The 21,895-nt window shown below is 60.4% G+C and carries 20 protein-coding genes; 5 read left to right on the forward strand and 15 right to left on the reverse strand.

Features of this window, described 5'->3' with window-relative positions; translation table 11 throughout:
- Positions 1 to 89: 89 nt before the first annotated feature.
- Both BLU48_RS27100 and BLU48_RS27105 read right to left on the reverse strand, forming a co-directional pair.
- Positions 90 to 719 (reverse strand): fimbria/pilus chaperone family protein, encoded by a 630-nt coding sequence (locus tag BLU48_RS27100; RefSeq protein WP_057022747.1) that lies wholly within the window; start codon positions 717 to 719, stop codon positions 90 to 92.
- A 176-nt stretch (positions 720 to 895) separates the two neighbouring features.
- A complete protein-coding gene (locus BLU48_RS27105) occupies positions 896 to 1,543 on the reverse strand; it encodes a DUF1120 domain-containing protein (RefSeq protein WP_057022746.1) in 648 nt (215 codons plus the stop codon).
- Between the two features lie 481 nt (positions 1,544 to 2,024).
- On the opposite strand from BLU48_RS27105, the gene ppx reads away from it, so the two are divergent.
- A complete protein-coding gene (gene ppx / locus BLU48_RS27110) occupies positions 2,025 to 3,527 on the forward strand; it encodes an exopolyphosphatase (protein WP_046070035.1) in 1,503 nt (500 codons plus the stop codon).
- Positions 3,528 to 3,664: 137 nt separating this feature from the next.
- Here ppx and ppk1 read toward each other — a convergent pair whose 3' ends face one another.
- Positions 3,665 to 5,887 (reverse strand): polyphosphate kinase 1, encoded by a 2,223-nt coding sequence (ppk1, locus tag BLU48_RS27115; RefSeq protein WP_046070036.1) that lies wholly within the window; start codon positions 5,885 to 5,887, stop codon positions 3,665 to 3,667.
- Between the two features lie 18 nt (positions 5,888 to 5,905).
- A complete protein-coding gene (hemB, locus tag BLU48_RS27120) occupies positions 5,906 to 6,919 on the reverse strand; it encodes a porphobilinogen synthase (RefSeq protein ID WP_057022745.1) in 1,014 nt (337 codons plus the stop codon).
- A gap of 208 nt (positions 6,920 to 7,127) precedes the next feature.
- On the opposite strand from hemB, the gene BLU48_RS27125 reads away from it, so the two are divergent.
- On the forward strand, positions 7,128 to 7,763 hold the full coding sequence (locus BLU48_RS27125; protein WP_057022963.1) for a DedA family protein: 636 nt from the start codon (positions 7,128 to 7,130) through the stop codon (positions 7,761 to 7,763).
- Here the strand turns inward: BLU48_RS27125 and BLU48_RS27130 are convergent.
- Complete coding sequence (locus BLU48_RS27130; protein WP_057022744.1) at positions 7,744 to 8,979, reverse strand: sterol desaturase family protein; 1,236 nt, start codon at positions 8,977 to 8,979, stop codon at positions 7,744 to 7,746. The genes BLU48_RS27125 and BLU48_RS27130 overlap by 20 nt on opposite strands.
- Positions 8,980 to 9,094: 115 nt before the next feature.
- Here BLU48_RS27130 and elbB point away from each other — a divergent pair, with 115 nt between their 5' ends.
- Positions 9,095 to 9,760 (forward strand): isoprenoid biosynthesis glyoxalase ElbB, encoded by a 666-nt coding sequence (gene elbB / locus BLU48_RS27135; RefSeq protein ID WP_057022743.1) that lies wholly within the window; start codon positions 9,095 to 9,097, stop codon positions 9,758 to 9,760.
- Here the strand turns inward: elbB and BLU48_RS27140 are convergent.
- The 5 genes from BLU48_RS27140 to BLU48_RS27160 all read right to left on the reverse strand — a co-directional run bounded on the left by BLU48_RS27140 (position 9,757) and on the right by BLU48_RS27160 (position 15,512).
- Entirely contained in the window at positions 9,757 to 10,212 is a 456-nt protein-coding gene (locus tag BLU48_RS27140; protein ID WP_057011383.1) for a YaiI/YqxD family protein, read from the reverse strand. The two genes, elbB and BLU48_RS27140, sit on opposite strands and share 4 nt — an antisense overlap.
- A 1-nt stretch (position 10,213) precedes the next feature.
- Positions 10,214 to 12,109: an FTR1 family protein gene (locus BLU48_RS27145; protein WP_057022742.1), complete on the reverse strand. Its 1,896-nt coding sequence runs from the start codon at positions 12,107 to 12,109 to the stop codon at positions 10,214 to 10,216.
- Between the two features lie 200 nt (positions 12,110 to 12,309).
- Positions 12,310 to 12,942: a LysE family transporter gene (locus BLU48_RS27150; RefSeq protein ID WP_057022741.1), complete on the reverse strand. Its 633-nt coding sequence runs from the start codon at positions 12,940 to 12,942 to the stop codon at positions 12,310 to 12,312.
- 87 nt (positions 12,943 to 13,029) lie between these two features.
- Entirely contained in the window at positions 13,030 to 13,602 is a 573-nt protein-coding gene (locus BLU48_RS27155; RefSeq protein ID WP_057011386.1) for a mechanosensitive ion channel family protein, read from the reverse strand.
- Positions 13,602 to 15,512, reverse strand: coding sequence for an ATP-binding cassette domain-containing protein (locus tag BLU48_RS27160; protein ID WP_057022740.1), 1,911 nt, complete (start codon positions 15,510 to 15,512; stop codon positions 13,602 to 13,604). Before BLU48_RS27160 ends, BLU48_RS27155 begins: the two co-directional genes overlap by 1 nt.
- A 50-nt stretch (positions 15,513 to 15,562) precedes the next feature.
- On the opposite strand from BLU48_RS27160, the gene BLU48_RS27165 reads away from it, so the two are divergent.
- Positions 15,563 to 16,027, forward strand: coding sequence for a TIGR02444 family protein (locus BLU48_RS27165; protein ID WP_057022739.1), 465 nt, complete (start codon positions 15,563 to 15,565; stop codon positions 16,025 to 16,027).
- Here the strand turns inward: BLU48_RS27165 and BLU48_RS27170 are convergent.
- Positions 16,024 to 17,178 carry an AlgP family protein gene (locus tag BLU48_RS27170; RefSeq protein WP_082636641.1) on the reverse strand — a complete coding sequence of 385 codons (1,155 nt, stop codon included), beginning with the start codon at positions 17,176 to 17,178 and terminating at the stop codon, positions 16,024 to 16,026. The two genes, BLU48_RS27165 and BLU48_RS27170, sit on opposite strands and share 4 nt — an antisense overlap.
- Positions 17,179 to 17,370: 192 nt before the next feature.
- Between BLU48_RS27170 and BLU48_RS27175 the strand changes: the two genes are divergently transcribed.
- A complete protein-coding gene (locus tag BLU48_RS27175) occupies positions 17,371 to 18,048 on the forward strand; it encodes an FKBP-type peptidyl-prolyl cis-trans isomerase (protein ID WP_057022737.1) in 678 nt (225 codons plus the stop codon).
- 53 nt (positions 18,049 to 18,101) lie between these two features.
- Here BLU48_RS27175 and BLU48_RS27180 read toward each other — a convergent pair whose 3' ends face one another.
- The 4 genes from BLU48_RS27180 to BLU48_RS32425 form a co-directional block, all read right to left on the reverse strand.
- Positions 18,102 to 18,560: an Rsd/AlgQ family anti-sigma factor gene (locus BLU48_RS27180; RefSeq protein ID WP_057022736.1), complete on the reverse strand. Its 459-nt coding sequence runs from the start codon at positions 18,558 to 18,560 to the stop codon at positions 18,102 to 18,104.
- Between the two features lie 209 nt (positions 18,561 to 18,769).
- Positions 18,770 to 19,291: a disulfide bond formation protein B gene (locus BLU48_RS27185; RefSeq protein ID WP_057022735.1), complete on the reverse strand. Its 522-nt coding sequence runs from the start codon at positions 19,289 to 19,291 to the stop codon at positions 18,770 to 18,772.
- Positions 19,292 to 19,528: 237 nt separating this feature from the next.
- Positions 19,529 to 20,770: a heme biosynthesis protein HemY gene (locus tag BLU48_RS27190; protein ID WP_057022734.1), complete on the reverse strand. Its 1,242-nt coding sequence runs from the start codon at positions 20,768 to 20,770 to the stop codon at positions 19,529 to 19,531.
- 5 nt (positions 20,771 to 20,775) lie between these two features.
- Entirely contained in the window at positions 20,776 to 21,891 is a 1,116-nt protein-coding gene (locus BLU48_RS32425) for a uroporphyrinogen-III C-methyltransferase (protein ID WP_057022733.1), read from the reverse strand.
- Positions 21,892 to 21,895 lie beyond the last annotated feature (4 nt).

Consider the following 21,895-nt stretch of genomic DNA (forward strand, 5'->3'; position numbering starts at 1 on the left):
CATAACGCTGCAAACCCGATGAGCAATGTGGGCCTGCGGGGCAACGAAGGGGCGGCGACGCGGTTATTCAAAGGCATCATCATGGGTGATCAACCCTCATCGGTGTTGATCGGAGCCCGGTAGCTATCGACCGAAAACCCATAGACCGTAGCTGGCTGAATCTGAACTTCAGCGGCGCCGTCCAAGGCTACGTCAACCTTCGCCACCAGCACCTCGCCCGGCAAGATGTAGGTGCGCGGCAACGTGGCCAAGATATCGTTTGGCAGCAGTTGCACATCCGGCGCCAGGCGCACGACATAGGCGCTATTGTTATGGACGACCAGTTGTTGTCCCGTACGCTTCCACTTCAGCAACTCCCAAGGCGTGTGGTGCCGCGGCAGCCCCCGCGGATGCAGGATCAGCGGCAAATTCTGACGCAGGGTAATGCCGATGGTCGCACCACCGGCGACCCGAGCCTGAGGGATGCCCTCGAAGGAGATACGCTTGAGCCGTTGGGTCTTGAGCGGCTCCTTCAAGGTACTGATGAAGCGCACCAGTTGGGTCTCCCCTGCCTCCACTCGAGTGATAGGCGGTGTGACAATCAGTAGCGGCTCCAGGTCCTCAGGCACGTTTTCAACAACTGAATGAAGCAGCGCCGGTCCCTCATCAGTATTCTTGATATTGATCGTGGCTTCGCCGTCTTCTTCATATAGCACCACCACTGTTGTTTCCGGCAACATACCGTCTGCCGTGGCAACAGCGCTGAAATAAACACTCCACAGCAGCGTACAACTTATTAAAAAACCACGCACTCGGCATTCTCCGCAACTCATGAAGTTGACGATCGGCTATCAACCGCCCACAGAAAAACAGCCAACAAGAAATAGTGGTTTCTTGATCGGCTGTTTTCAGTTGTTTAGATGTAACTCAATACCAGCGTGGCGCGACCATCAATGGAAACGTCGCGGCTCAGATCCAAGTCCTGAGCCCTGTTGATTACCGCCTTCACTGCAAGTGTGCCGGTCAGTTGGCTGATAGAGGCCGGTGTGATAGTCACGCTGTTACGCCAAGAATACTGGCTTGGCGACTGGGCAACTTTGCCATCACTGTTCTGCCAGGCCCCCAGGCCTGTGCGCATGATCGGATGCAGCACCGCTGCGGACGACCGCAGGTCCCTGAGGGTCACCGAATAACCACCGGTTCGCCGGCCTCCCACCATGCCCAAGCCAAAGTTTTGCGCTTCGCTAAAGCCTGCCCCCAGGATACCTGTCACCTTGCTGCCCGCTTGCAGGTCAGTAAGGGTGAGCCCGAACCTGGCCGGTGTGGCACCGCAATTGATGACAAGGGAAGTGGTCCTCTCCTCGCGCGGGTTGAACGACGTGCGGGACAACTCGCCGGAGCGAATCGTACCGTAGTCGATGATGCCACTGCCTGCCAGGCTGAGATTGCATGCAGCGGGGGTAATGGTGCCCCTGACGACCAACTGGGCACTGGTGGTTGCCTGGGCACTCAGGGTCGCAGCCAGGCACGCAATACCTAAGGTCAATCCAATAATTTTTTTCATGTTTGTCCTGTCACTTGAAGTTCTCAGGCGCTCTTTATTTTCGGTCTTGGCGACTCCGTCGCCCAACGCCTTATCTTCCGTAATACAAAACGATAAATAAATAACACCTAGGCAGAATTGCCGAGTGACAGTCTGGCGCCTTGGCGCTTAGCAATTGAATCAGACAACACGTCATTTATTGTGGTATCGGGTTAAATCAAGCAATAACCTTTATCCATTAGCAGAGTAGTCCCAAGCAAGGTATCGGACAAAAAACTATTCCAACCCCTGTAAGCAAAGTCATGGGTATCTTGGCACCGCATATGATTAAATACTCTTACCCCCCCGAAGCACCTCTTCAACGGCCACATACAAATTCTCCCTACATTTATAATGAAACACCCTTACAGACAGCATTCATAAAATTACCGAAGCACAACGCGTTGGCGTCAGCGGTCGATCGTGGCACGATGGCGAGGTTATCGACCGAGATCCCCAAACCATGCCGCAATCCCAAGCCAAGAACCTGTCCTTGATCGCCGCCATCGACCTGGGCTCCAACAGCTTTCACATGGTCGTGGCCAAGGCCCAGAACGGCGAGATCCGCATCCTCGAGCGGCTCGGCGAGAAAGTGCAACTGGCCGCCGGGATCGACGACGAGCGCAAGCTCAATGAAGAATCCATGCAGCGCGGGCTCGATTGCCTCAAGCGCTTTGCGCAACTGATCAACGGCATGCCTACTGGCGCCGTGCGCATCGTCGGCACCAACGCCTTGCGCGAAGCTCGCAACCGCAACGAGTTCATCCATCGTGCCGAGGACATCCTCGGGCATCCGGTGGAAGTCATCTCGGGCCGTGAAGAAGCCCGCCTGATCTACCTCGGCGTATCCCATACCCTGGCCGATACTCCCGGCAAACGTCTGGTGGCGGACATCGGCGGCGGCAGCACCGAATTCATCATCGGCCAGCGTTTCGAACCGCTGCTGCGTGAAAGCCTGCAGATGGGCTGCGTGAGTTTTACCCAACGGTATTTCAAGGACGGCAAGATCACACCGGCGCGCTATGCCCAGGCCTACACGGCGGCACGGCTGGAGATCATGAGTATCGAACACGCCCTGCACCGCCTGACCTGGGATGAAGCCATCGGTTCGTCCGGCACCATCCGCGCCATCGGCCTGGCCTTGAAAGCCGGTGGCCATGGCACTGGCGAGGTAAACGCCGAAGGTTTGGCGTGGCTCAAGCGCAAGCTGTTCAAGCTGGGGGATGCGGAAAAAATCGACTTCGACGGCATCAAGCCCGACCGTCGCGCCATTTTCCCCGCGGGCCTGGCGATTCTCGAGGCTATCTTCGACGCCCTCGAACTGCAACGCATGGACCACTGTGACGGCGCCCTGCGCGAGGGCGTGCTCTATGACCTGCTGGGCCGCCATCACCACGAAGACGTGCGCGAGCGCACCCTCAGCTCGCTGATGGAGCGTTACCACGTCGACCTGGAACAAGCTGCTCGTGTGGAGCGCAAAGCCTTGCACGCCTTCGACCAGGTCGCCGAGGATTGGGACCTTGAAGACGGTGTCTGGCGGGAGCTGCTCGGCTGGGCCGCCAAGGTGCATGAAGTGGGCCTGGACATCGCCCACTACCACTACCACAAGCATGGCGCCTACCTGATCGAGCATTCGGACCTGGCCGGCTTCTCCCGGGAGGACCAGCAGATGCTCGCGCTGCTGGTGCGCGGCCATCGTCGCAATATTCCCAAGGACAAGTTTGCCGAGTTTGGCAAAGACGGCATCAAGCTGATCCGCCTGTGCGCGCTGTTGCGCTTTGCGATCCTGTTCCACCACATTCGCGGAACCCAGGAAATGCCCCAGGTGAAACTGCATGCCGTTGGCGACAGCCTTGACGTGGTGTTCCCCAAGGGCTGGCTGGATGAAAACCAGTTGACCCAGGCGGACTTCGCCCAGGAAGCGGAATGGCTGACGCGGGTGGGGTTCAGCCTGAATCTGCGCTAAAAAGCACACCGATAGATAAATGTGGGAGGGGGCTTGCTCCCGATGGCGGTGGCCCTGCCGACTAATGTGTCGACTGATTCACCGCTATCGGGAGCAAGCCCCCTCCCACATTTTTTAGACCTCGCTGGTGCTGGGGTTTAGTTCACCGCAAGAATCGGGCTACCCAGCTTCTCCAGCAACGTTGCCTGCGCGCTGCGCGGGTTCTGGTTGCCGGTCGGCGTGTTACGCACGTAGCGACCGTCCGACTGCAGGCTCCAGCTGTGGGTGTTGTCGGTGAGGTAGCTTTCCAGTTCCTTCTTGACCCGCATGATCAGCTTCTTGCCTTCCACCGGGAAACAGGTCTCCACCCGCTTGTCGAGGTTGCGCTCCATCCAGTCGGCACTGGAGAGGAACATCTGCTCTTCGCCGCCGTTGAGGAAGTAGAACACTCGCGTGTGCTCCAGGAAGCGACCGATGATCGAGCGCACGTGGATGTTATGCGACACGCCGACAATGCCCGGGCGCAGGCAGCACATGCCCCGCACCACCAGGTCGATGCGCACGCCGGACTGGCTGGCCTTGTACAGCGCGCGGATGATCTTCGGATCGGTCAGCGAGTTGAACTTGGCAATGATGTGCGCCGGCTTGCCGTCGAGGGCGAACTGGGTCTCGCGGGCAATCATGTCGAGCATGCCCTTCTTTAGCGTGAACGGTGCATGCAGCAGCTTCTTCATGCGCAAGGTCTTGCCCATGCCGATCAACTGGCTGAACAACTTGCCGACGTCTTCGCACAGCGCGTCGTCGGACGTCAGCAGGCTGTAGTCGGTGTAGAGCTTGGCGTTGCCGGCATGGTAGTTGCCGGTACCCAAGTGGGCGTAGCGCACGATCTCACCGGCTTCACGACGCAGGATCAGCATCATCTTGGCGTGGGTCTTGAAGCCGACCACGCCGTAGATCACCACCGCCCCGGCCGCTTGCAGGCGGCTGGCCAGTTGCAGGTTGGACTCTTCGTCAAAGCGCGCACGCAGCTCGATCACTGCGGTGACTTCCTTGCCGTTACGCGCAGCATCCACCAGCGCATCGACGATTTCCGAGTTGGCACCACTGCGGTACAGGGTCTGGCGCACGGCCAGGACATGCGGGTCCTTGGCGGCCTGGCGCAGCAAATCGACCACCGGGGTGAAGGATTCGAATGGGTGCAGCAGCAGGATGTCCTGCTTGCTTATCACGCTGAAGATGTTCTCGCTGTTTTGCAGCAGTTTCGGGATCTGCGGGGTGAACGGCTTGTATTGCAGCTCCGGGTGGCTGTCCAGGCCGGTGATGCTGAACAGGCGCGTCAGGTTCACCGGGCCGTTGACTTGGTACAGCTCGGACTCGGCCAGGTTGAACTGCTTGAGCAGGTAATCCGACAGATGTTTCGGGCAGGTATCGGCGACTTCCAGGCGTACAGCGTCGCCGTAGCGCCGCGAGAACAGCTCGCCGCGCAGGGCACGGGCCAAGTCTTCGACATCTTCGGAGTCCAGCGCCAGGTCGGCGTTGCGGGTCAGGCGGAACTGATAGCAGCCCTTGACCTTCATGCCCTGGAACAGGTCATCGGCATGGGCATGGATCATCGACGACAGGAATACATAGTTGTCGCCAGCGCCGCCTACCTCCTCGGGTACCTTGATGATCCGTGGCAACAGGCGCGGTGCCGGGATGATTGCCAGGCCGGAGTCGCGTCCAAAGGCGTCGATACCTTCCAGCTCAACAATAAAGTTGAGGCTCTTGTTCACCAGCAACGGGAACGGGTGCGTAGGGTCGAGGCCGATGGGGGTGATGATCGGGGAAATCTCGTCACGGAAGTAGCGGCGCACCCAGGTCTTGATCTTAGCGGTCCAGTGGCGACGGCGAATGAAGCGGACCTGATGCTTTTCCAGCTCCGGCAGCAGGATGTCGTTGAGGATTGCGTACTGGCGATCCACATGGCCGTGCACCAGCTCGCTGATGCGAGCCAGGGCCTGGTGCGGTTGCAGGCCGTCAGCACCGGCTTGTTCGCGGGCGAAGGTAATCTGCTTCTTGAGCCCGGCGACACGGATCTCGAAAAACTCGTCCAGGTTGCTGGAGAAGATCAGCAGGAATTTCAGTCGCTCCAGCAACGGGTAGGACTCATCCAGCGCCTGCTCCAGCACGCGGATGTTGAATTGCAGCTGTGACAGCTCGCGGTGGATGTACAGGCTGCTGTCATCCAGGTTGGTGACCACGGCCACCGGCGCAGGCGCAGGCGCTTCAACGACCACCGCAGGCGCGGCCGGCTCCAGTTCCGGCGGGGTCTCGGCGACTTGTTCAACCACCGGGTGAGCGTCTTTTACAGCCACTTCTGAGAGTCCTTCGGTATTCATCGAGTGTTCCTGTGAGGGCTATTGTTGCTCTCTAAGCAATTGGGCGGCGCGGGCGGCGAAGTAGGTCAGGATGCCATCGGCGCCGGCACGTTTAAAGGCAGTCAGGGATTCGAGGATCACCCCTTCACTCAACCAACCATTCTGGATTGCGGCCATATGCATGGCGTATTCACCGCTGACCTGGTAGACAAAGGTCGGCACCTTGAATTCCTCTTTGACCCGATAAAGGATGTCCAGATAAGGCACCCCGGGCTTGACCATCACCATGTCGGCGCCTTCGGCCAGGTCCGCCGCAACTTCGTGCAGGGCTTCGTGGCTGTTGGCCGGGTCCATCTGGTACGAGGCCTTGTTGGCCTTGCCCAGGTTCAGGGCCGAGCCCACCGCATCGCGGAACGGGCCGTAGTAGGCGCTGGCGTACTTGGCCGAGTAAGCCATGATCCGCACATTGACATGGCCCGCCAGTTCAAGCGCTTCACGAATTGCCTGGATGCGACCGTCCATCATGTCCGACGGCGCAACCACCTGGGCGCCCGCTGCGGCATGGGATAACGCCTGCCTGACCAGCGCATCGACGGTAATGTCGTTCTGAACGTAACCGTCTTCGTCAAGAATGCCATCTTGGCCGTGGGTGGTGAACGGGTCCAGGGCCACGTCGGTAATCACGCCCAACTCCGGGAAGCGCTCGCGCAGGGCGCGGGTGGCACGCTGGGCGATCCCTTGTGGGTTCCAGGCTTCTGCGGCGTCCAGGGACTTGAGCTCCGACGGCGTCACCGGAAACAGTGCCAGCGCCGGGATCCCCAGTTCGACCCAATTGGCCGCCTCGATCAGCAACTGATCAATGGTCAAACGCTCCACACCCGGCATCGATGCCACCGCTTCCCGACGATTTTCACCATCGAGCACAAATACCGGCAGGATCAGATCATTCGTCGTCAGTACATTTTCACGTACCAGGCGACGAGAAAAATCATCACGGCGATTGCGACGCAGGCGGGTAGCGGGGAACAGGCGATTGGCAGGGGTAAAGCTCACGACAGACTCCTGAGCCCGCGTTTACGGGCGAGCGTTGCAGTTATAAGCGGCCATTATGACGAAGGAATGACAGTTGTGCTTATCGATGCGACCTGTAGTCGCATTCGTCATTTATGTAGGAATTGTTCACTTCGTGACACATCTCGATACTTTCATGAATCTTCGTGAAGGCGTAGGCTGCGCGTTCATTTCGCCAGCACCCCAGACCATGCTTCAACAATTTCTGCATGACTTCGGTTACTTTGCCCTCTTCCTCGGCACGTTCTTCGAAGGCGAGACCATCCTCGTGCTCGCAGGCTTCCTGGCGTTCCGTGGCTACATGGATATCAACCTGGTGGTGGTCGTTGCCTTCTTTGGCAGCTACGCCGGCGACCAGCTCTGGTACTACATGGGGCGCAAGCATGGCCGCAAGCTGCTGGCACGCAAGCCGCGCTGGCAATTGATGGGCGACAAGGCGCTGGAACATATCCGCAAGCACCCGGATATCTGGGTACTGAGCTTCCGCTTCGTCTATGGATTGCGCACGGTGATGCCCGTGGCAATTGGCCTGTCCGGCTACCCGCCGTTGCGCTATCTGATCCTCAACGGGATCGGCGCGGCGATCTGGGCCGCTGCGCTGGGGGCTGCGGCCTACCACTTCGGCGCGGTGCTGGAGGGCATGCTCGGCAGCGTCAAGAAATACGAACTGTGGGTGCTGGGCGCCTTGCTGGTACTGGGCCTCGTCCTGTGGCTGCGCCGCCGCTTCAAGAATGCCCGTATCGCCCGCGAGGCCTGTGCCGCGGCCAAGGCCCGGCTCGCTGCAGAGCCAGCCCAGGTGGAAACACCTAAGACACCAGTCGAGTAAGCCGGCTTCTGCAACAGTAGAGGCCGATCACGCTCAGCAGACTGTAGCTCGCCAGCGCCAGCCAGGCCAGGTTGCTGGCGGGCCACAGACCGACCATCGGTGCCAGCCATACCAACGGCGCGTTCAGCGCCAACCGCGCCAGCTCGGCCTTCAACGCCCACGGGCGATTTTCCAGCGCCACCCCCAAGGTAAACAGGCCCAGCGCCATGGCTCCCCAACCCAGGACCAGCGCCGCCGAGGGCATCGCCTCGCCGAAATTCATCAGATAGCTGCCAAACCCCACGTACGCCGCAAACTGCAAGGCGACGTACACCTGCTGTCGCGCATCCAATTGCACCTCGAATTTGCGGAACTGGCTCAGGTCCGGCTTGGGCATCGGGTACTTGGCTTTGACGTCCGCCGGGCGCCAGCCGGTGCGCATGAACCAGATACGTAACTTGTCCCACCAGCTGTCAGTACGCCGGGCGTCATTCCATAACTGCGCGTAGAACTGCAGGTTGGCCCACAACGGATTCCAACTGGCCAAGGGCGTGGTCACACCGAAAATGACCGGCTCGTTGTCGTCTTCCTCTTGGAACGTGCCGAACAGCCGGTCCCAAATAATGAACACCCCGCCGTAGTTGCGATCCATGTAGAGAGCGTTCTGTGCATGGTGGGCCCGATGATTGGACGGTGTGACGAAGAACCACTCGAACCACCCAAGCTTGGGAACGTGACGGGTGTGGACCCAGAACTGATAGAGCAGGTTGAGCGACGCCACGCTGATAAACACCACCAGCGGCACACCGACCACAGCCAGGGGCAGGTAGAAGATCCAGCTCAGCAGGAAACCGGTGCTGGTCTGGCGCAAGGCAGTGGTGAGGTTGTAGTCCTCGCTCTGGTGATGCACCGAATGCGCGGCCCAGAGGATATTGCGCTCATGACCCATGCGATGCAGCCAGTAGTAGCACACGTCATAGAACACGAAGGCGAACACCCAGGTCCAGGCACTCTGGGTCGACCACTCGAACAGCGCCAGATGCTTGAGGGCGAATGCGTAGGTCAGCAGACCCACACCCTTGGTCAACAACCCGGTGGTGGTGGACAGCACGCCGGTGCTGAGGCTGTTGATGGCATCCGCCACTCGATAGTTGCGCGCGCCGCGCCAACGGTCGGCCAGCAGTTCAACCACGATCAGGGCGATGAAAAACGGTACCGCGTAAGGCACGAAGTCCATGGGCTAGTCCGGTCTATTTTTGTTACATCAAGATTAGGTGCCCCGCCGTGAGATCCCATTGGCAACAGGTTACAAATTAGTAGACATTTAACGCCATGAATCAGGAGAAATGCCCATGAGCAAAAAGATTGCAGTGATCCTTTCCGGCTGTGGCGTGTACGACGGCGCAGAAATCCATGAAAGCGTGATCACCCTGCTGCGCCTGGACCAGCGCGGCGCTCAAGTCGAATGTTTTGCGCCGAATATCGCCCAGTTGCACGTGATCAATCACCTTACCGGTGAGGAAATGCCTGAAACACGCAATGTACTGGTGGAGTCGGCGCGCATCGCCCGGGGCGCAGTGAAGGACATTCGCGAAGCCAACGCCGCAGACTTTGATGCGCTGATCGTGCCTGGCGGCTTCGGCGCGGCGAAGAACCTGTCTGACTTCGCCGTGGAAGGCGCTGCCTGCAGCGTCAACCCGCAGGTACTGGAGCTGGCCGAAGCCTTCGCCGAAGCGGGCAAACCCGTTGGGTTGATCTGCATTTCGCCTGCGTTGGCCGCGAAGATCTACGGCCCGGGCGTGACCTGCACCATCGGCAACGATGCCGACACAGCGGCAGCCCTGGACAAGATGGGCGCCACGCATCATGAATGCGCGGTGGAGGACATCGTCGAGGACAAGGCGCGCAAGCTGGTGAGTACGCCGGCTTATATGCTCGGCAAAAACATCAGCGAGGTCGCGTCAGGCATCAACAAGCTGGTGGATCGGGTGTTGGAGCTGACCCACGAAAATGACTAACCCGTGCGCATAAGACGGGTAAGGAGGCGATCCAAGGCATTGGCAAATGCTTGCTTGTCCTTTTCCCCGTGGGGCGGTGGCCCGCCGCCCATCTGGCCCTGCTCGCGCAGGTCGGTGAACAGGTTACGCACCGCCAGGCGTTCACTCATGTTCGCCGGGCTGAACTCCTTGCCCCGTGGGTCAAGGGCCGTGACGCCCTTTTTCACCAGCCGGTCGGCCAAGGGCACGTCGCTGCAGATCACCAGTTCACCGGGCACAGCATGCTCAACCAAGTAGTCATCGGCCGCATCCGGGCCGCTGGGGACCACGATAAGCTTCACACAGGCGAAGCTCGGCTTGATCTGGCTCTGCCCGGCCACCAGCACCACCTCGAACTGGCGCTTGAGGGCAAACTTCACCACTTGGTCCTTGGCCGCCCGAGGGCAGGCGTCGGCGTCGATCCATACTCGCATGCTACGCCGCCGCCCGGCGCTTCTCGGTCAGCCGGCTACGGCCATACAGCACCACAATCGCCAGGATCGCCACGGCCTGCGCACCCAACGAATACGCATCGGCATGGATGCCCAGCCAGTCGAAGTCAAAGAACGCCACCGGCCGCGTGCCGAAGATGCCCGCCTCCTGCAAGGCCTTGACACCGTGCCCGGCGAACACCACCGACAGCGCGCACAGCAGCGCCGCGTTGATACCGAAGAACAGCGCCAACGGCAGCTTCGCCGAACCGCGCAGGATCACCCAGGCCAGGCCCACCAGCAGCACCAGCGCCGTGGCCCCACCCGCCAATACCGCGTTATGCCCGGCCGGGCCGGCTTGCAGCCACAGGGTTTCGTAGAACAGGATCACCTCGAACAGCTCGCGGTACACCGAGAAGAACGCCAGTACCGCAAAACCGAAACGCCCACCGCCGCCCACCAGGCTGCTCTTGATGTAGTCCTGCCAGGCCGCCGCATGACGCCGATCGTGCATCCATACGCCGAGCCACAACACCATCACGCTGGCAAACAACGCCGTGCAGCCTTCGAGCAGTTCGCGCTGGGCACCGCTGACGTCAATCACATACGCCGCCAAGGCCCAGGTGGCCAAGCCAGCCAACAGCGCCAGGCCCCAGCCGACGTTGACACTACGTACCGCCGATTGCTGGCCGGTATTGCGCAGGAAGGCCAGGATCGCCGCCAACACCAGGATCGCTTCCAGACCTTCGCGCAGCAGGATCAACAAGCCGGAAATGTAGCTCAACGACCAGCTCAAGCCATCGCCGCCCAGCAAGCCGGCGGACTCGGTAAGCTTGCCCTTGGCCGCGTCCAGGCGTTGCTGCACCTGCTCGATAGGCAAACCGTCCTGCAATGATTGCCGATAGGCCATCAGGGCCTTCTCAGTGTCTTTGCGCACATTGGCATCGACGTTATCCAGGGAGCTTTCCACCAGTTCGAAACCTTCGAGGTAAGCGGCGACCGACAGGTCGTAGGCCTGCTCGTGGTCACCGTTGCGGAAGGCGGCAAGGCTCTTGTCCAGGGTGGTGGCGGTGTAGTCGAGCAACTGCGCGGGGCCACGCTGGACCTGCGGCGGCTGCGCACGCTGGGCGCGGAAAGCCGCGGCGGCGGCAGGACCATTGGCGGCGAGCACTTCATTGGGGGTCTGGCGCGCCAGGTCGGCCAAGTTGAACGCCTGCGCGCTTTTGGCGGCAGCCGGGTCGGCGGTGAAACCAGCGATGTAGGTAGCCAGGTCCCAGCGCTGGCGGTCGTCCAGTTGATCAGCGAACGACGGCATATCGGTGCCTTCGACACCCAGGCCGAGGGTGTTGTAGATCGCATACAGGCTCAAGCGATCCAGGCGTGCAGCATCGCGCAGGTTCGCGGGTGGCGGCGTGAGGCCCACGCCCGCCGGGCCATCACCGGCACCGGCCGTACCGTGGCAGACCGAACAGTGCTGAGCGTACAGCGGCGCGCCGCGTGTAGGGTCGGGCGTGATGGCCGGGGCCTGGCTGACTTCATAGGCCACCGCCAGCTTGGCGCCCAACTGACGGGCCTGACGGGCCACGCCTGCGCCGTCCTGGCGGGCGGTGACCGCTGCCAACAGTTCATCAACGCCGGTTACCAGCTCGGCCCGCTCGGGCTTATCCGGCAAATCGGCTACCAAGCCCTGCAATACCCCGAGAAACTCTACCTGCTCGCGGTATTCCGAGTCGTCCACCACCTTGCCCGCTTCTACCGTCGGTGGGTAGTCGGCGCCAATGTAGTCCAGCAAATGCAGGGCTTGTGGCGCGCCCTCGGCGGTTGCGGCCAAGAGATTAAAGCTGCACGACATCATCGCCGGCAACAGCAGCCAGGCGAGAAAGCGGAAAGGGGCAGTCATGAATGGATCTCAAGTGGAAATACGAAGTAACACTATTGTTGAGCTTTAATGGATTCGACTCAAGGTGTTATTTCATATCACCACAAAACCAATGTGGGAGGGGCTTGCTACCGATAGCAGTGTGTCAGCCAAAAATTTCTAAGCTGATACACCGCCATCGGGAGCAAGCCCCCTCCCACATTTTGATTTGGTTTCTTCAGTTATGCCGTAGCGCGGTGCAGGCTGGCGAGGAAGCCCGCCGCACCTACGAACAAACCTGCAAAGGTGCGGTTTACGCGTTTCTGTTGTTTAGGTGTACGCAACAGGCGCAAGACTTTAGACGCCAACCCCGTGTACCCCGCCATCACGATCATATCGACGCTGATCATGGTCGCACCGAGGATCAGGTACTGGATCAACAACGGCGACTGCGGGTTCACGAACTGCGGCAGCACAGCCAGCATGAACACCAGGGCCTTGGGATTGCTGGCGTTGACCAGGAACCCCCGGAACATCATCGCCATCGGCTTGCCGATAGGGCGCACGGCGGCGTCATCGGTCATGTCCATGGGCAAGGCACGCCATTGCTTGATGGCCAGGTACACCAGGTAGGCCACACCAAACCATTTGATCGCATAGAACGCGGTAGACGACGCCGCCAGAATGGCGCCCAAGCCGCCCGCCACCACGGCAATTTGCATCGCCAGGCCAATCTGCAGGCCGATGGCGTTCCAGTAGCCACGCACGAAACCGTATTGCAGGCCGCTGGACATCGAGGCGATGGCACCGGCGCCGGGGGATAGGGAAATGATCCAACTGGCCAGGAAGAAGGCCAGCCATGTGTCGAGAGCCATTGCGCACCTCAGAAGGGAGTTAGCGGTTGTGCCTTAAGCTAACTCCACCGAGCGAGGGCTGGCTATAGAATTTTGTTAGATGAAACGCTAACGATCGCCTGGAAACATATGTGTCCCTGGCCAACGTCGCACCGAACGCTGGAAGAACAAACTGTTGGGCACCTGCACCATCGCGCTGCTGGTGCCGGCTTCCTCGACTTCGATCAACGTGGTGTAGAGCAGGTTGATCGCCACCACCCGCCCCTTCACGCCGGGTTTGTCGACGGTGTCCACCAGTTCGACGATGTCACCGAGACGGAACGGCCCGACCGTAAAGATCAGGATCGCGCACAACAGGTTGGACAGCACCGACCACATGGCGAAGAACGCCACTGCCGCCACCGCGACAAACCCCGACAGCGCCGTCCATAAGACAGTGGCGGACACACCCAGGCGGCCCAGCACAAAGATCAGCGCACTGCCCATGATCAGCCAGCGCAGGCCGCCACGCAGGGGCATCAGTAACTGCGGCGGCAGCGGGTAGCGCTCACCCAGGCGGGTCAGGCCCTTGGCGACAAAGCGCTGGGCCAGGTAGCCGGCCAGCAGGATCAGCAGGATTTGCACGCCGATCCATACGGGCTCGACCCATTGCGCCGGCAACGGCAGTTGCAACGCTTCCATCAGGACAGCGCCTCCAGCTCCGCTTGCAGGGTTTCGAGCAACTCGAGGGCCTCCATCCAGGTTTCCTCCAACTGCCCTTCGCGCACCTTGAGCTTGGCCTGTTCGGCCAGCAGGTCGCGCAGTTCATCCTTGCGCGCGGCCTCGTACACGGCGCTGTCGCCCAGGCTGGCTTCGATCCTGGCCAGGCGCTCGTGCACCTTGCCCAGCTCGGCTTCCAGCTTGTCGGCTTCACGCTTGTGCGGGGCCAACTGCTGGCGCAATGCGGCGGCAGCCTGGCGCTGGGCTTTCTTGTCGGTCTTGTCTGGATTGACCGGCGTGTTACTGGCCGGCGCATTACGCAGGCGGTAGTCGGTCAGCCAGCGCGCATAGTCGTCCAGGTCGCCGTCGAACTCTTCGACCTTACCGTCAGCCACCAGCAGGAAGTTATCGGTGGTGCTCTTGAGCAGATGGCGATCGTGGGAGACCACCAATACCGCACCGCTGAATTCCTGCAGGGCCATGGTCAGCGCCAGGCGCATTTCCAGGTCCAGGTGGTTGGTCGGTTCGTCGAGCAGCAGCAGGTTCGGGCGGTCCCAAGCGATCAGGGCCAGAGCCAGCCGGGCTTTTTCGCCTCCGGAGAAATTCAGCACGGGCTCATCAATGCGCGCACCACGGAAGTCAAAACCACCGAGGAAATCACGCAAGGTCTGCTCGCGCTCGGTCGGTGCCAGGCGTTGCAGGTGCAGCAGCGGGCTGGCCTTGGAATCGAGCGAGTCCAGTTGGTGCTGGGCGAAGTAACCCACCACCGTGTTCTCGCCACGGGTCAGGCGACCTGCCAGCGGCTCAAGTTCGCCCGAGAGATTCTTGATCAGCGTCGACTTGCCCGCGCCGTTGGGGCCCAGCAAACCGATACGAGCGCCTGGCGTGAGCTGCAGCTTGACCTTCTCCAGGATGGTTTTGTCGCCATAACCCAGGCGGGCATCGGAGAGGTCCAGCAACGGGCTGGAGATCTTCACCGATTCGCGAAATACAAAGTCGAACGGCGAATCGACGTGGGCCGCCGACAGCTCTTCCATGCGCTCCAGAGCCTTGATCCGGCTCTGGGCCTGGCGGGCCTTGGTGGCTTGGGCCTTGAACCGGGCGATGTAGCTTTCCATGTGCGCACGTTGAGCCTGTTGCTTCTCATAGGCCTGTTGCTGCTGGGCCAGGCGCTCGGCGCGGGCGCGTTCGAACGCGGTATAGCCGCCACGATAAAGGGTGATCTTCTTCTGTTCGACGTGGGCGATGTTATCGACCACGGCATCGAGGAAATCCCGGTCGTGGGAAATCAGCAGCAACGTACCCTGATAGTTCTTGAGGAAGTCTTCCAGCCACAGGATCGCATCAAGGTCCAAGTGGTTGGTCGGTTCGTCGAGCAGCAGCAGGTCCGAAGGACACATCAGCGCTTGGGCCAGATTGAGGCGCATGCGCCAGCCACCGGAGAAGTCGGCGACCGGGCGGTCCATCTGTTCGTTGGTAAAACCCAGGCCGGCAAGCATCTTGCGGGCACGGGCGTCGGCGGTATAGCCGTCGGCACTGTCCAGCTCGGCGTGCAGGCGGGCCTGGGCGGCACCGTCCTGGGTTTTTTCGGCTTCGGCGAGGTCGTGTTGCACCTGGCGCAGGCGCAGGTCGCCATCGAGCACGTAGTCGATCGCGATGCGGTCCAGGGTGTCGATCTCCTGGCGCATATGGGCGATGCGCCAGTCGGCCGGCAGCAGGCAGTCCCCGGAGTCCGGGGTCAGCTCACCCAGCAACAAGGCGAACAACGTGGATTTGCCGGCGCCGTTGGCACCGATCAGGCCGGCTTTGTGACCGGCGTGCAGGGTCAGCTCGGCGTCTTCAAGAAGACGTTGCGGGCCACGCTGTAATGTTAGGCTTTGAAGTCGGATCATAATGGCGGCGGAGTCTACCAGCTTCGTTGGCCGCTGGCTTGGGTGTGAATATGTGCACTGACCTGTGGAGCTTTGCCCTCTCGACCTACGCCCGCCCGGGTGTAGAGGCTGCTTGCCTGCGCTTGCAGGAGCAAGGAGCGGATGTGTGCCTGTTGCTGTGTGGTGCGTGGCTGGAACAACGAGGGGTGGCGTATACGTTCGAACGCGTGCAGGCATTGCAGCAGCTAGCTCGCCCCTGGCGGAAACAGGTGGTCGAACCGTTGCGACAAGTGCGTGTGCAATGGCGAACCATGGCGCAGCAGGATACGCAACTGGCATCGCTACGGGAGCGGGTCAAGACTCTAGAAATGGAAGCCGAGCGAGCATTGCTGATGCGCTTGGAAACGCTGGCGCAGGCATGGCCTATCAATGAGGGGGTGGGTCAGTACGGATGGCTTGAAGGCCTGGCGACCGAAGCCGCCAACCTTGACCACGACGCGCTGCAGCGGCTGCGCGTCGTAGTCGCCAACACTTAAGAAGCGTTGGTTTGGGTGGTGCTTGGCGCTATCGATGCAGGGGTGCTGCCGGTCGATGCGGTTGGAGCGGTTGAAGCGGTCGCAGTGGCAGCAGGTGCTACTGGAGTGGCTGGCTTGGCGGGTGCTGGTTTTGCAGCCGCGGGTTTGGCGGCTGGTTTCGCGGCAGCAGGTTTCGCAGCTGGCTTGGCGGCTGGTTTCGCGGCAGTAGGTTTAGCAACTGGCTTGGCGACTGGTTTCGCAGCAGCAGTTTTAGCAGCTGGCTTGGCGGCTGGTTTCGCAGCAGCGGTTTTAGCCGCTGGCTTGGCGGCTGGTTTCGCAGCAGCGGTTTTAGCCGCTGGCTTGGCGGCTGGTTTCGCAGCAGCAGTTTTAGCCGCTGGCTTGGCGACTGGTTTCGCAGCAGCAGTTTTGGCAGCTGGCTTGGCGACCGGTTTCGCAGCAGCGGTTTTAGCCGCTGGCTTGGCGACCGGTTTCGCAGCAGCGGTTTTAGCCGCTGGCTTGGCGGCCGGTTTCGCAGCAGCGGTTTTAGCCGCTGGCTTGGCGGCTGGTTTCGCAGCAGCGGTTTTAGCCGCTGGCTTGGCAGCTGGTTTCGCAGCAGCGGTTCTGGCAGCTGGCTTGGCGGCTGGTTTCGCAGCAGCGGTTCTGGCAGCTGGCTTGGCGGCTGGTTTCGCAGCAGCGGTTTTGGCAGCTGGCTTGGCGGCTGGTTTCGCAGCAGCAGTTTTCGCAACCGGCTTGGCTGCAACTTTTGCAGGGGTACGAGCACCCAGCGCTTTCCCTACGGCTTCCTTCACACGACCAATGCCCTGGGCCAGCTTCAGGCTTTCCTGAGCGTCTTTCTTGAGTTGGGAAATGTAGCTGCGGGTCTCAGCTTGACGATCCTTGAGGGCATCCAGCAGGTCCTCAAGTTCTTTAACGGCGTCCTTGGCTTTGGCTTGCGCCTTGGACTTGCCGGCTGTAGCGGCGTCTTGCAGTTTGGTGCGGGACTTGTGCAGTTTTTCTTGGGCTTTACCGCGTTGTTTTTCCAGTTTGGCGAGCAGTTTTTCTGCATCGGCCAACGCCTGGGAACATGCGCTTTCGAGATGTTCGAGCAGGCTGCCCGAAAGTTGTTGGAGCAAGTGCAACGGGGTATTTACAGGCTTCTGTTTGGCCGACATGGTTTACCTCCTGGCTGACGTGGGTGCGGCTCATACTAGCCCTCTGCTCTTACCGCCGCTAGGGCATGTTGACAGTATCGTTTGCCTTGCGTTGCACCGTACGAAAATTCTTATCGATATAACGAAAAACCGCGCCACTTTTTACTCTCTCACACTGGCATAATCCGTCGCACTTAAGCCGGGAGACTGTCCATGTCGCGTTACCTTTTTCTAGTGCTTGGCTTAGTGATCTGCGTAGCCGATGCGAGCGACCAACCGTCGTCAAAAACCACTGCCTCGGATCCGCATGATCTTGCCTATAGTCTCGGCGCAAGCCTCGGCGAACGGTTGCGCCAGGAAGTCCCTGACCTACAGATTCAGGCACTGGTGGACGGCCTCAGGCAGGCCTACCAAGGCAAGCCGCTTGCGCTGGACAACGTTCGTATCGAACAGATACTCGCCCAGCACGAAGCACAGAACGCCGCCGACGCCCAAATCCCTCAAAGCGAAAAAGCGCTCGCCGCCGAACAACAATTTCTGACTCAGGAAAAAGCCGTCACTGGCGTGCGCGAATTGGCAGACGGGATCCTGCTCACCGAGCTGGCGCCTGGCACAGGCAATAAACCGCTGGCCAGCGATGAGGTGCAGGTGAAATACGTGGGGCGACTACCCGACGGAACTGTCTTCGACAAAAGTACGCAGCCGCAATGGTTTCGCCTGGACAGCGTAATCAGCGGTTGGAGCAGTGCGTTGCAACAGATGCCGGTGGGTGCGAAATGGCGCCTGGTAATTCCTTCACCCCAGGCCTATGGCGCAGATGGGGCGGGTGAGTTGATCCCACCCTTTACTCCTTTGGTGTTTGAGATTGAACTGCTCGGCATTCGCCACTGACCCATAAAAAAACGGTGCGACGTGCGCACCGTTTTTTATATCGTCGGCAAGGTTCAGACCTGGGTGGCCGCCTCTTCCTTGTGAGCGTTGTGCAGCACTTCGATCAGGCAGTCCTCCAATTCGAAACGCTCATGCAGCAGCGCACCCAATTCTTTGAATTTTTCCGCTACACATTTACCTGCATCACACAGGTCAGTAAACGCCAGCAGTTTTTCCGTGATCACATCGATGCGCGGGTAAATAGTCTCTGCCAGGTCGAGGCCACGCTGGTCGTCGAAGGCTTCCGCCTCTTTGGTCAGTTGCTCGTAGACGCCGAAATGGCCTGCCGATACGTAATCCACCAGTACTCCACAGAAATCCTGCAATGGCTCGCGATTCGCACCCAATGCTTCGGGCTTGGCACCGAGAGCATCAAAGGCCCGAACCAGTTCGTGGCGTGCCTTCAACCAGCTGTCGATCAGCTTGTGCACCCCACCCCAGCGTTCCTGAGCATTCTGACAACTTTCCAGCATGATGATCTCTCTTCCCTATAGGGGTGCTGCTGCTATGTACCTGCGCAACACTTCGAGGATAAAGCAGCAGCCGGACAAGGCCGCGTCTGACAAACGGTTTGGATAACGCGTGCGGGCCAGATTATGCCCGCACGACTGTGGCTTCAAGGTACGCAGGAGAGAAAGTTCATACAAGTGTTTAATCCACTCCTACAACCTGCGTTGGGTTTTCATGGCCCTGCAGGGCGCAAATGCCTACAAAATAACAACCTTGAAAATTGCATGGAGCCCAGGATCAGCATGGTTACGAAGAACAACAGGCTCCACTCGGGAAGGCTCAGTTCAAATAGCGTCCAGGTGATTTCGACGCAATCGACAGTGCCGTTGAACACTGCGCGCATGGCCTGCCAGAACGACAGGCTCTCAATCATGGATTGCAGGTTGGGCCAGCAATCCCGGACCTGGCCTGGCGGCATACTCTGCAATAGCACTTGGCGCCCCGCGGTAATGGCGCCAAGCAGCGCACATCCCATGCTCGCCAGCCCATACAGGCAAACGCCCAAGCGCCCAGGGTTATAAAGAGCAGCGACCAGGTTGATCAACGTAAACGTGGCAAGCAACAGGCGTTGTACCTGGCATAAAAAACAAGGCTGTAGCAGCGCGCCATATTCCAGATAAAAGGACGCGCCCAACGTCAGCGCACCTGCCATGAACGCCAGGAAAAACAAAGAGCGTAAAGGGGCCAAAGACATTGTTTATCCGCACTGCAAGAGATAGGACGCTACGGTAGAGTAAAGGCCCGACCCCTTTCAATACGCCCTAGAGCAGACTATTCCGCGAAAACGTAAGGACATCCCGCCAGAGCCCGGAGGAAATCCAATTACAACAAGTAGGAATTAGTAACAACACCGCTTAAGCCAAGTGTTTACGGGGGCTTGGCGGACCGGGTGTCAGATAGGTCGGAGCCAATCTGTTCACCCTTTCCTACTTCAAACTCGCACAGGGACTGGCAGCGGCGAGGACAGCAGACGATTGTCCAGCAACCCCAGGCCTTCCTGAAACAATTGGTTGCTGCGCTCGGTGTCGCCCAACTGGGCCAGCAGGCGGGCCAGCTCGGCGCAGGCTTCAGGATTACGCTGCACTTGCAGGCTGCTTTCCAGATAGTCCCGTGCCTTGCCCCACAGACTGTTTTGCAGGCAGAGGCGGCCCAGCGTCAACAGCAAACTGGCATCGCCAGGATGATCCTTGAGCCAGCCTTCGGCAAACTTCAATTGACGTGCAGGATCACTGCCGCGCAGCAGGCCATACAGCCGGATCAAGTGGCTGTCATAGCCGCGCTTGAGCGTACCACGCAGTACCTCCTCGGCCTTGGCATCCGCGCCAAGTCGACGTAGCTGGTCGGCATACGCCAGCACCAGCTGTGGCTGCTGGCGCTGGGCCGAAGTCAATTGCTCCCAGGCCCGTTCGAGGGACTGCAAGCCCGCTTCACCTTGCTCTTCACGCTGGGCAGCCAGGCTGAGGTTCTCGCCCCAGGCGCGACGCTCCAGCTCGGCCAGCTCACCCGCAGGCAACACTTTGTCCTTGCGCAGTTCAGGCAACAGGCGAATCACCGACGACCAATCGCCACGCTGCTGATGCAGGCGTTGCAACTGTCGTAGCACCTGCGCGTTATGCGGATGACGCTCGTGCATCGCCTGCAAGGTAACCAGGGCGCCTTCAGTATCGCCTCGGTCCATCTGCAATTGCGCATGGCTCAGTGCAACCGCCAGTTCGGCCTGGGGCTGGCGCTCCAGGGCGCGCTCGAGCAAGCCATCGGACTCCTCATAACGGCCCTGCTCATTGGCCGCACGGGCGGCGCCGATGTAATACAACAACGGCTGGCGCTCTGCTTCCGCGGCGCGGTGCAAATGCCGTTCGGCGCTGGCCCAGCGGCCCTCGGCAAGGTCCATCTGGCCTTGCTCGATAGCAATCTGCACACGGCGGCTGCGGTTGCGCCGCGACCAGGGATTGACCACGCCACTGGATGTGGTGACTAGGCTCAACAACACGCGCACCAGGTAGATCGCCAGGCCGATGGCAAATACCGCCACCAAGGTAGCCCACAGGCTCGATTCGTAATGCAGCAAATGGGGATAGGTAATCAGCACGTAGCCGGTGTGTTTCGAAATGCCCACACCCAGCGCCAGTGCGACCGCAATCGCCAGCACCAGGATCACATAGAAACGCTTCATCAGCTCTACTCCTGGGTCGCCGGTTGGCCAGCCGAGGCCTTGGCATCATCGGCAGACTGATGACGACGTTCGAGGTACGCCTGCACTGCGGCCAGGCTCGCCGCCAGGTCTGGCGTCACCACCGAAACGGCCTTGGGTTCGAGTTCAGCGATACGCGCCAGCATCGCCTTGCTCTGCGGGTTGTCCTGGTTGAAGTTGTCTTGCAACACGCTACGCGCTTCACCCAGCGAGCGGCTGTACACCGCCGATTCGCCATTCAGTGCGGCCCATTGTGCTTGCTCCAGCGCCAGGCTCAGGGCCAGTCGCACTTGGTTCAAGCCTTGGCCCGCCAACAATGGGCGGATGTTGTCATCCGGGTTGAAGTCGATGCGGAAGTAACGGGAAACCTGCTCCCACCACTGGCTCAACCAGTTCTCCGTATCGCTGGTAGGACGCCCTTGGGAGGAAGGCTCGGTGAGTTGATACTCCGGCGCAATCGCCGCCAACTGCACGACCTGGTCACGCAAGGCCGCCAGCTGCAGGTAAAGGCCGGTACGATCCGGTTGCTCGGTGCTACGCAGCGCGGCCAGGCTCTTGGCCAGTTGCTCGCGCGCGGCGAAAGCGCCTGGGTCGCTCTGCTCGCGAAGAATTTCGTCGGCGCCCTGGACCAGCGACTGAGCGCTGTTGATGTCTTGTAAGGCGGACAAGCGCAAGCTGGCCAGACGGATCAGGTGCTCGGCTTCGGCCAGCCGCCAGTCCTTGCGGCTGGCGCCCAATACGGTTTCCAGACGCTGATTCAGGCGCTGCTGATCACCCTGCAGTTGGGCAACCAGGCGGCGGCGCTCTTCAAGCTCATCCGCGCCCGGCAACTGCGCCAGGCGAGCGGCCAACTGTTGCTGGCTTTGCTTGAGGCTCTGGGATTGGTCATCCAGGGCCTGCACCTGGCCCAGCTGATGCTGGCTGCTGGCTTGCAGGGCGCGGACCTGCCAGATCCCCCAGCCGCCGGCGGCTACGCCCGCAGCGCCCAGCAGCAAGGCGACAATGGCTAGGCCATTGCCACGGCGTGGCGCGCTGACCGGTGTCTCGACCGGCGCATCGAGCGCGGGCTGAGCTTCATCTTTAGGCAAGGCTGTTTCGCTCACGTAT

This window comes from Pseudomonas synxantha, assembly GCF_900105675.1.
Taxonomy (GTDB): Bacteria; Pseudomonadota; Gammaproteobacteria; order Pseudomonadales; family Pseudomonadaceae; genus Aquipseudomonas; species Aquipseudomonas synxantha.

Bases quoted from the DNA above. Each gene is read 5' to 3' on its own strand.
- ppx (WP_046070035.1), top strand. From the start codon at position 2,025: ATGCCGCAATCCCAAGCCAAGAACCTGTCCTTGATCGCCGCCATCGAC.
- elbB (WP_057022743.1), top strand. From the start codon at position 9,095: ATGAGCAAAAAGATTGCAGTGATCCTTTCCGGCTGTGGCGTGTACGAC.
- BLU48_RS27130 (WP_057022744.1), bottom strand. From the start codon at position 8,979: ATGGACTTCGTGCCTTACGCGGTACCGTTTTTCATCGCCCTGATCGTG.
- BLU48_RS27105 (WP_057022746.1), bottom strand. From the start codon at position 1,543: ATGAAAAAAATTATTGGATTGACCTTAGGTATTGCGTGCCTGGCTGCG.
- BLU48_RS27185 (WP_057022735.1), bottom strand. From the start codon at position 19,291: ATGTCTTTGGCCCCTTTACGCTCTTTGTTTTTCCTGGCGTTCATGGCA.
- BLU48_RS27160 (WP_057022740.1), bottom strand. From the start codon at position 15,512: ATGATCCGACTTCAAAGCCTAACATTACAGCGTGGCCCGCAACGTCTT.
- BLU48_RS27140 (WP_057011383.1), bottom strand. From the start codon at position 10,212: ATGCGAGTATGGATCGACGCCGACGCCTGCCCTCGGGCGGCCAAGGAC.
- BLU48_RS27100 (WP_057022747.1), bottom strand. From the start codon at position 719: ATGTTGCCGGAAACAACAGTGGTGGTGCTATATGAAGAAGACGGCGAA.
- BLU48_RS27170 (WP_082636641.1), bottom strand. From the start codon at position 17,178: ATGTCGGCCAAACAGAAGCCTGTAAATACCCCGTTGCACTTGCTCCAA.
- BLU48_RS27155 (WP_057011386.1), bottom strand. From the start codon at position 13,602: ATGGAAGCGTTGCAACTGCCGTTGCCGGCGCAATGGGTCGAGCCCGTA.
- ppk1 (WP_046070036.1), bottom strand. From the start codon at position 5,887: ATGAATACCGAAGGACTCTCAGAAGTGGCTGTAAAAGACGCTCACCCG.
- BLU48_RS27175 (WP_057022737.1), top strand. From the start codon at position 17,371: ATGTCGCGTTACCTTTTTCTAGTGCTTGGCTTAGTGATCTGCGTAGCC.
- BLU48_RS27165 (WP_057022739.1), top strand. From the start codon at position 15,563: ATGTGCACTGACCTGTGGAGCTTTGCCCTCTCGACCTACGCCCGCCCG.
- BLU48_RS27150 (WP_057022741.1), bottom strand. From the start codon at position 12,942: ATGGCTCTCGACACATGGCTGGCCTTCTTCCTGGCCAGTTGGATCATT.
- BLU48_RS27180 (WP_057022736.1), bottom strand. From the start codon at position 18,560: ATGCTGGAAAGTTGTCAGAATGCTCAGGAACGCTGGGGTGGGGTGCAC.
- BLU48_RS27190 (WP_057022734.1), bottom strand. From the start codon at position 20,770: ATGAAGCGTTTCTATGTGATCCTGGTGCTGGCGATTGCGGTCGCACTG.
- BLU48_RS27125 (WP_057022963.1), top strand. From the start codon at position 7,128: ATGCTTCAACAATTTCTGCATGACTTCGGTTACTTTGCCCTCTTCCTC.
- BLU48_RS27145 (WP_057022742.1), bottom strand. From the start codon at position 12,109: ATGACTGCCCCTTTCCGCTTTCTCGCCTGGCTGCTGTTGCCGGCGATG.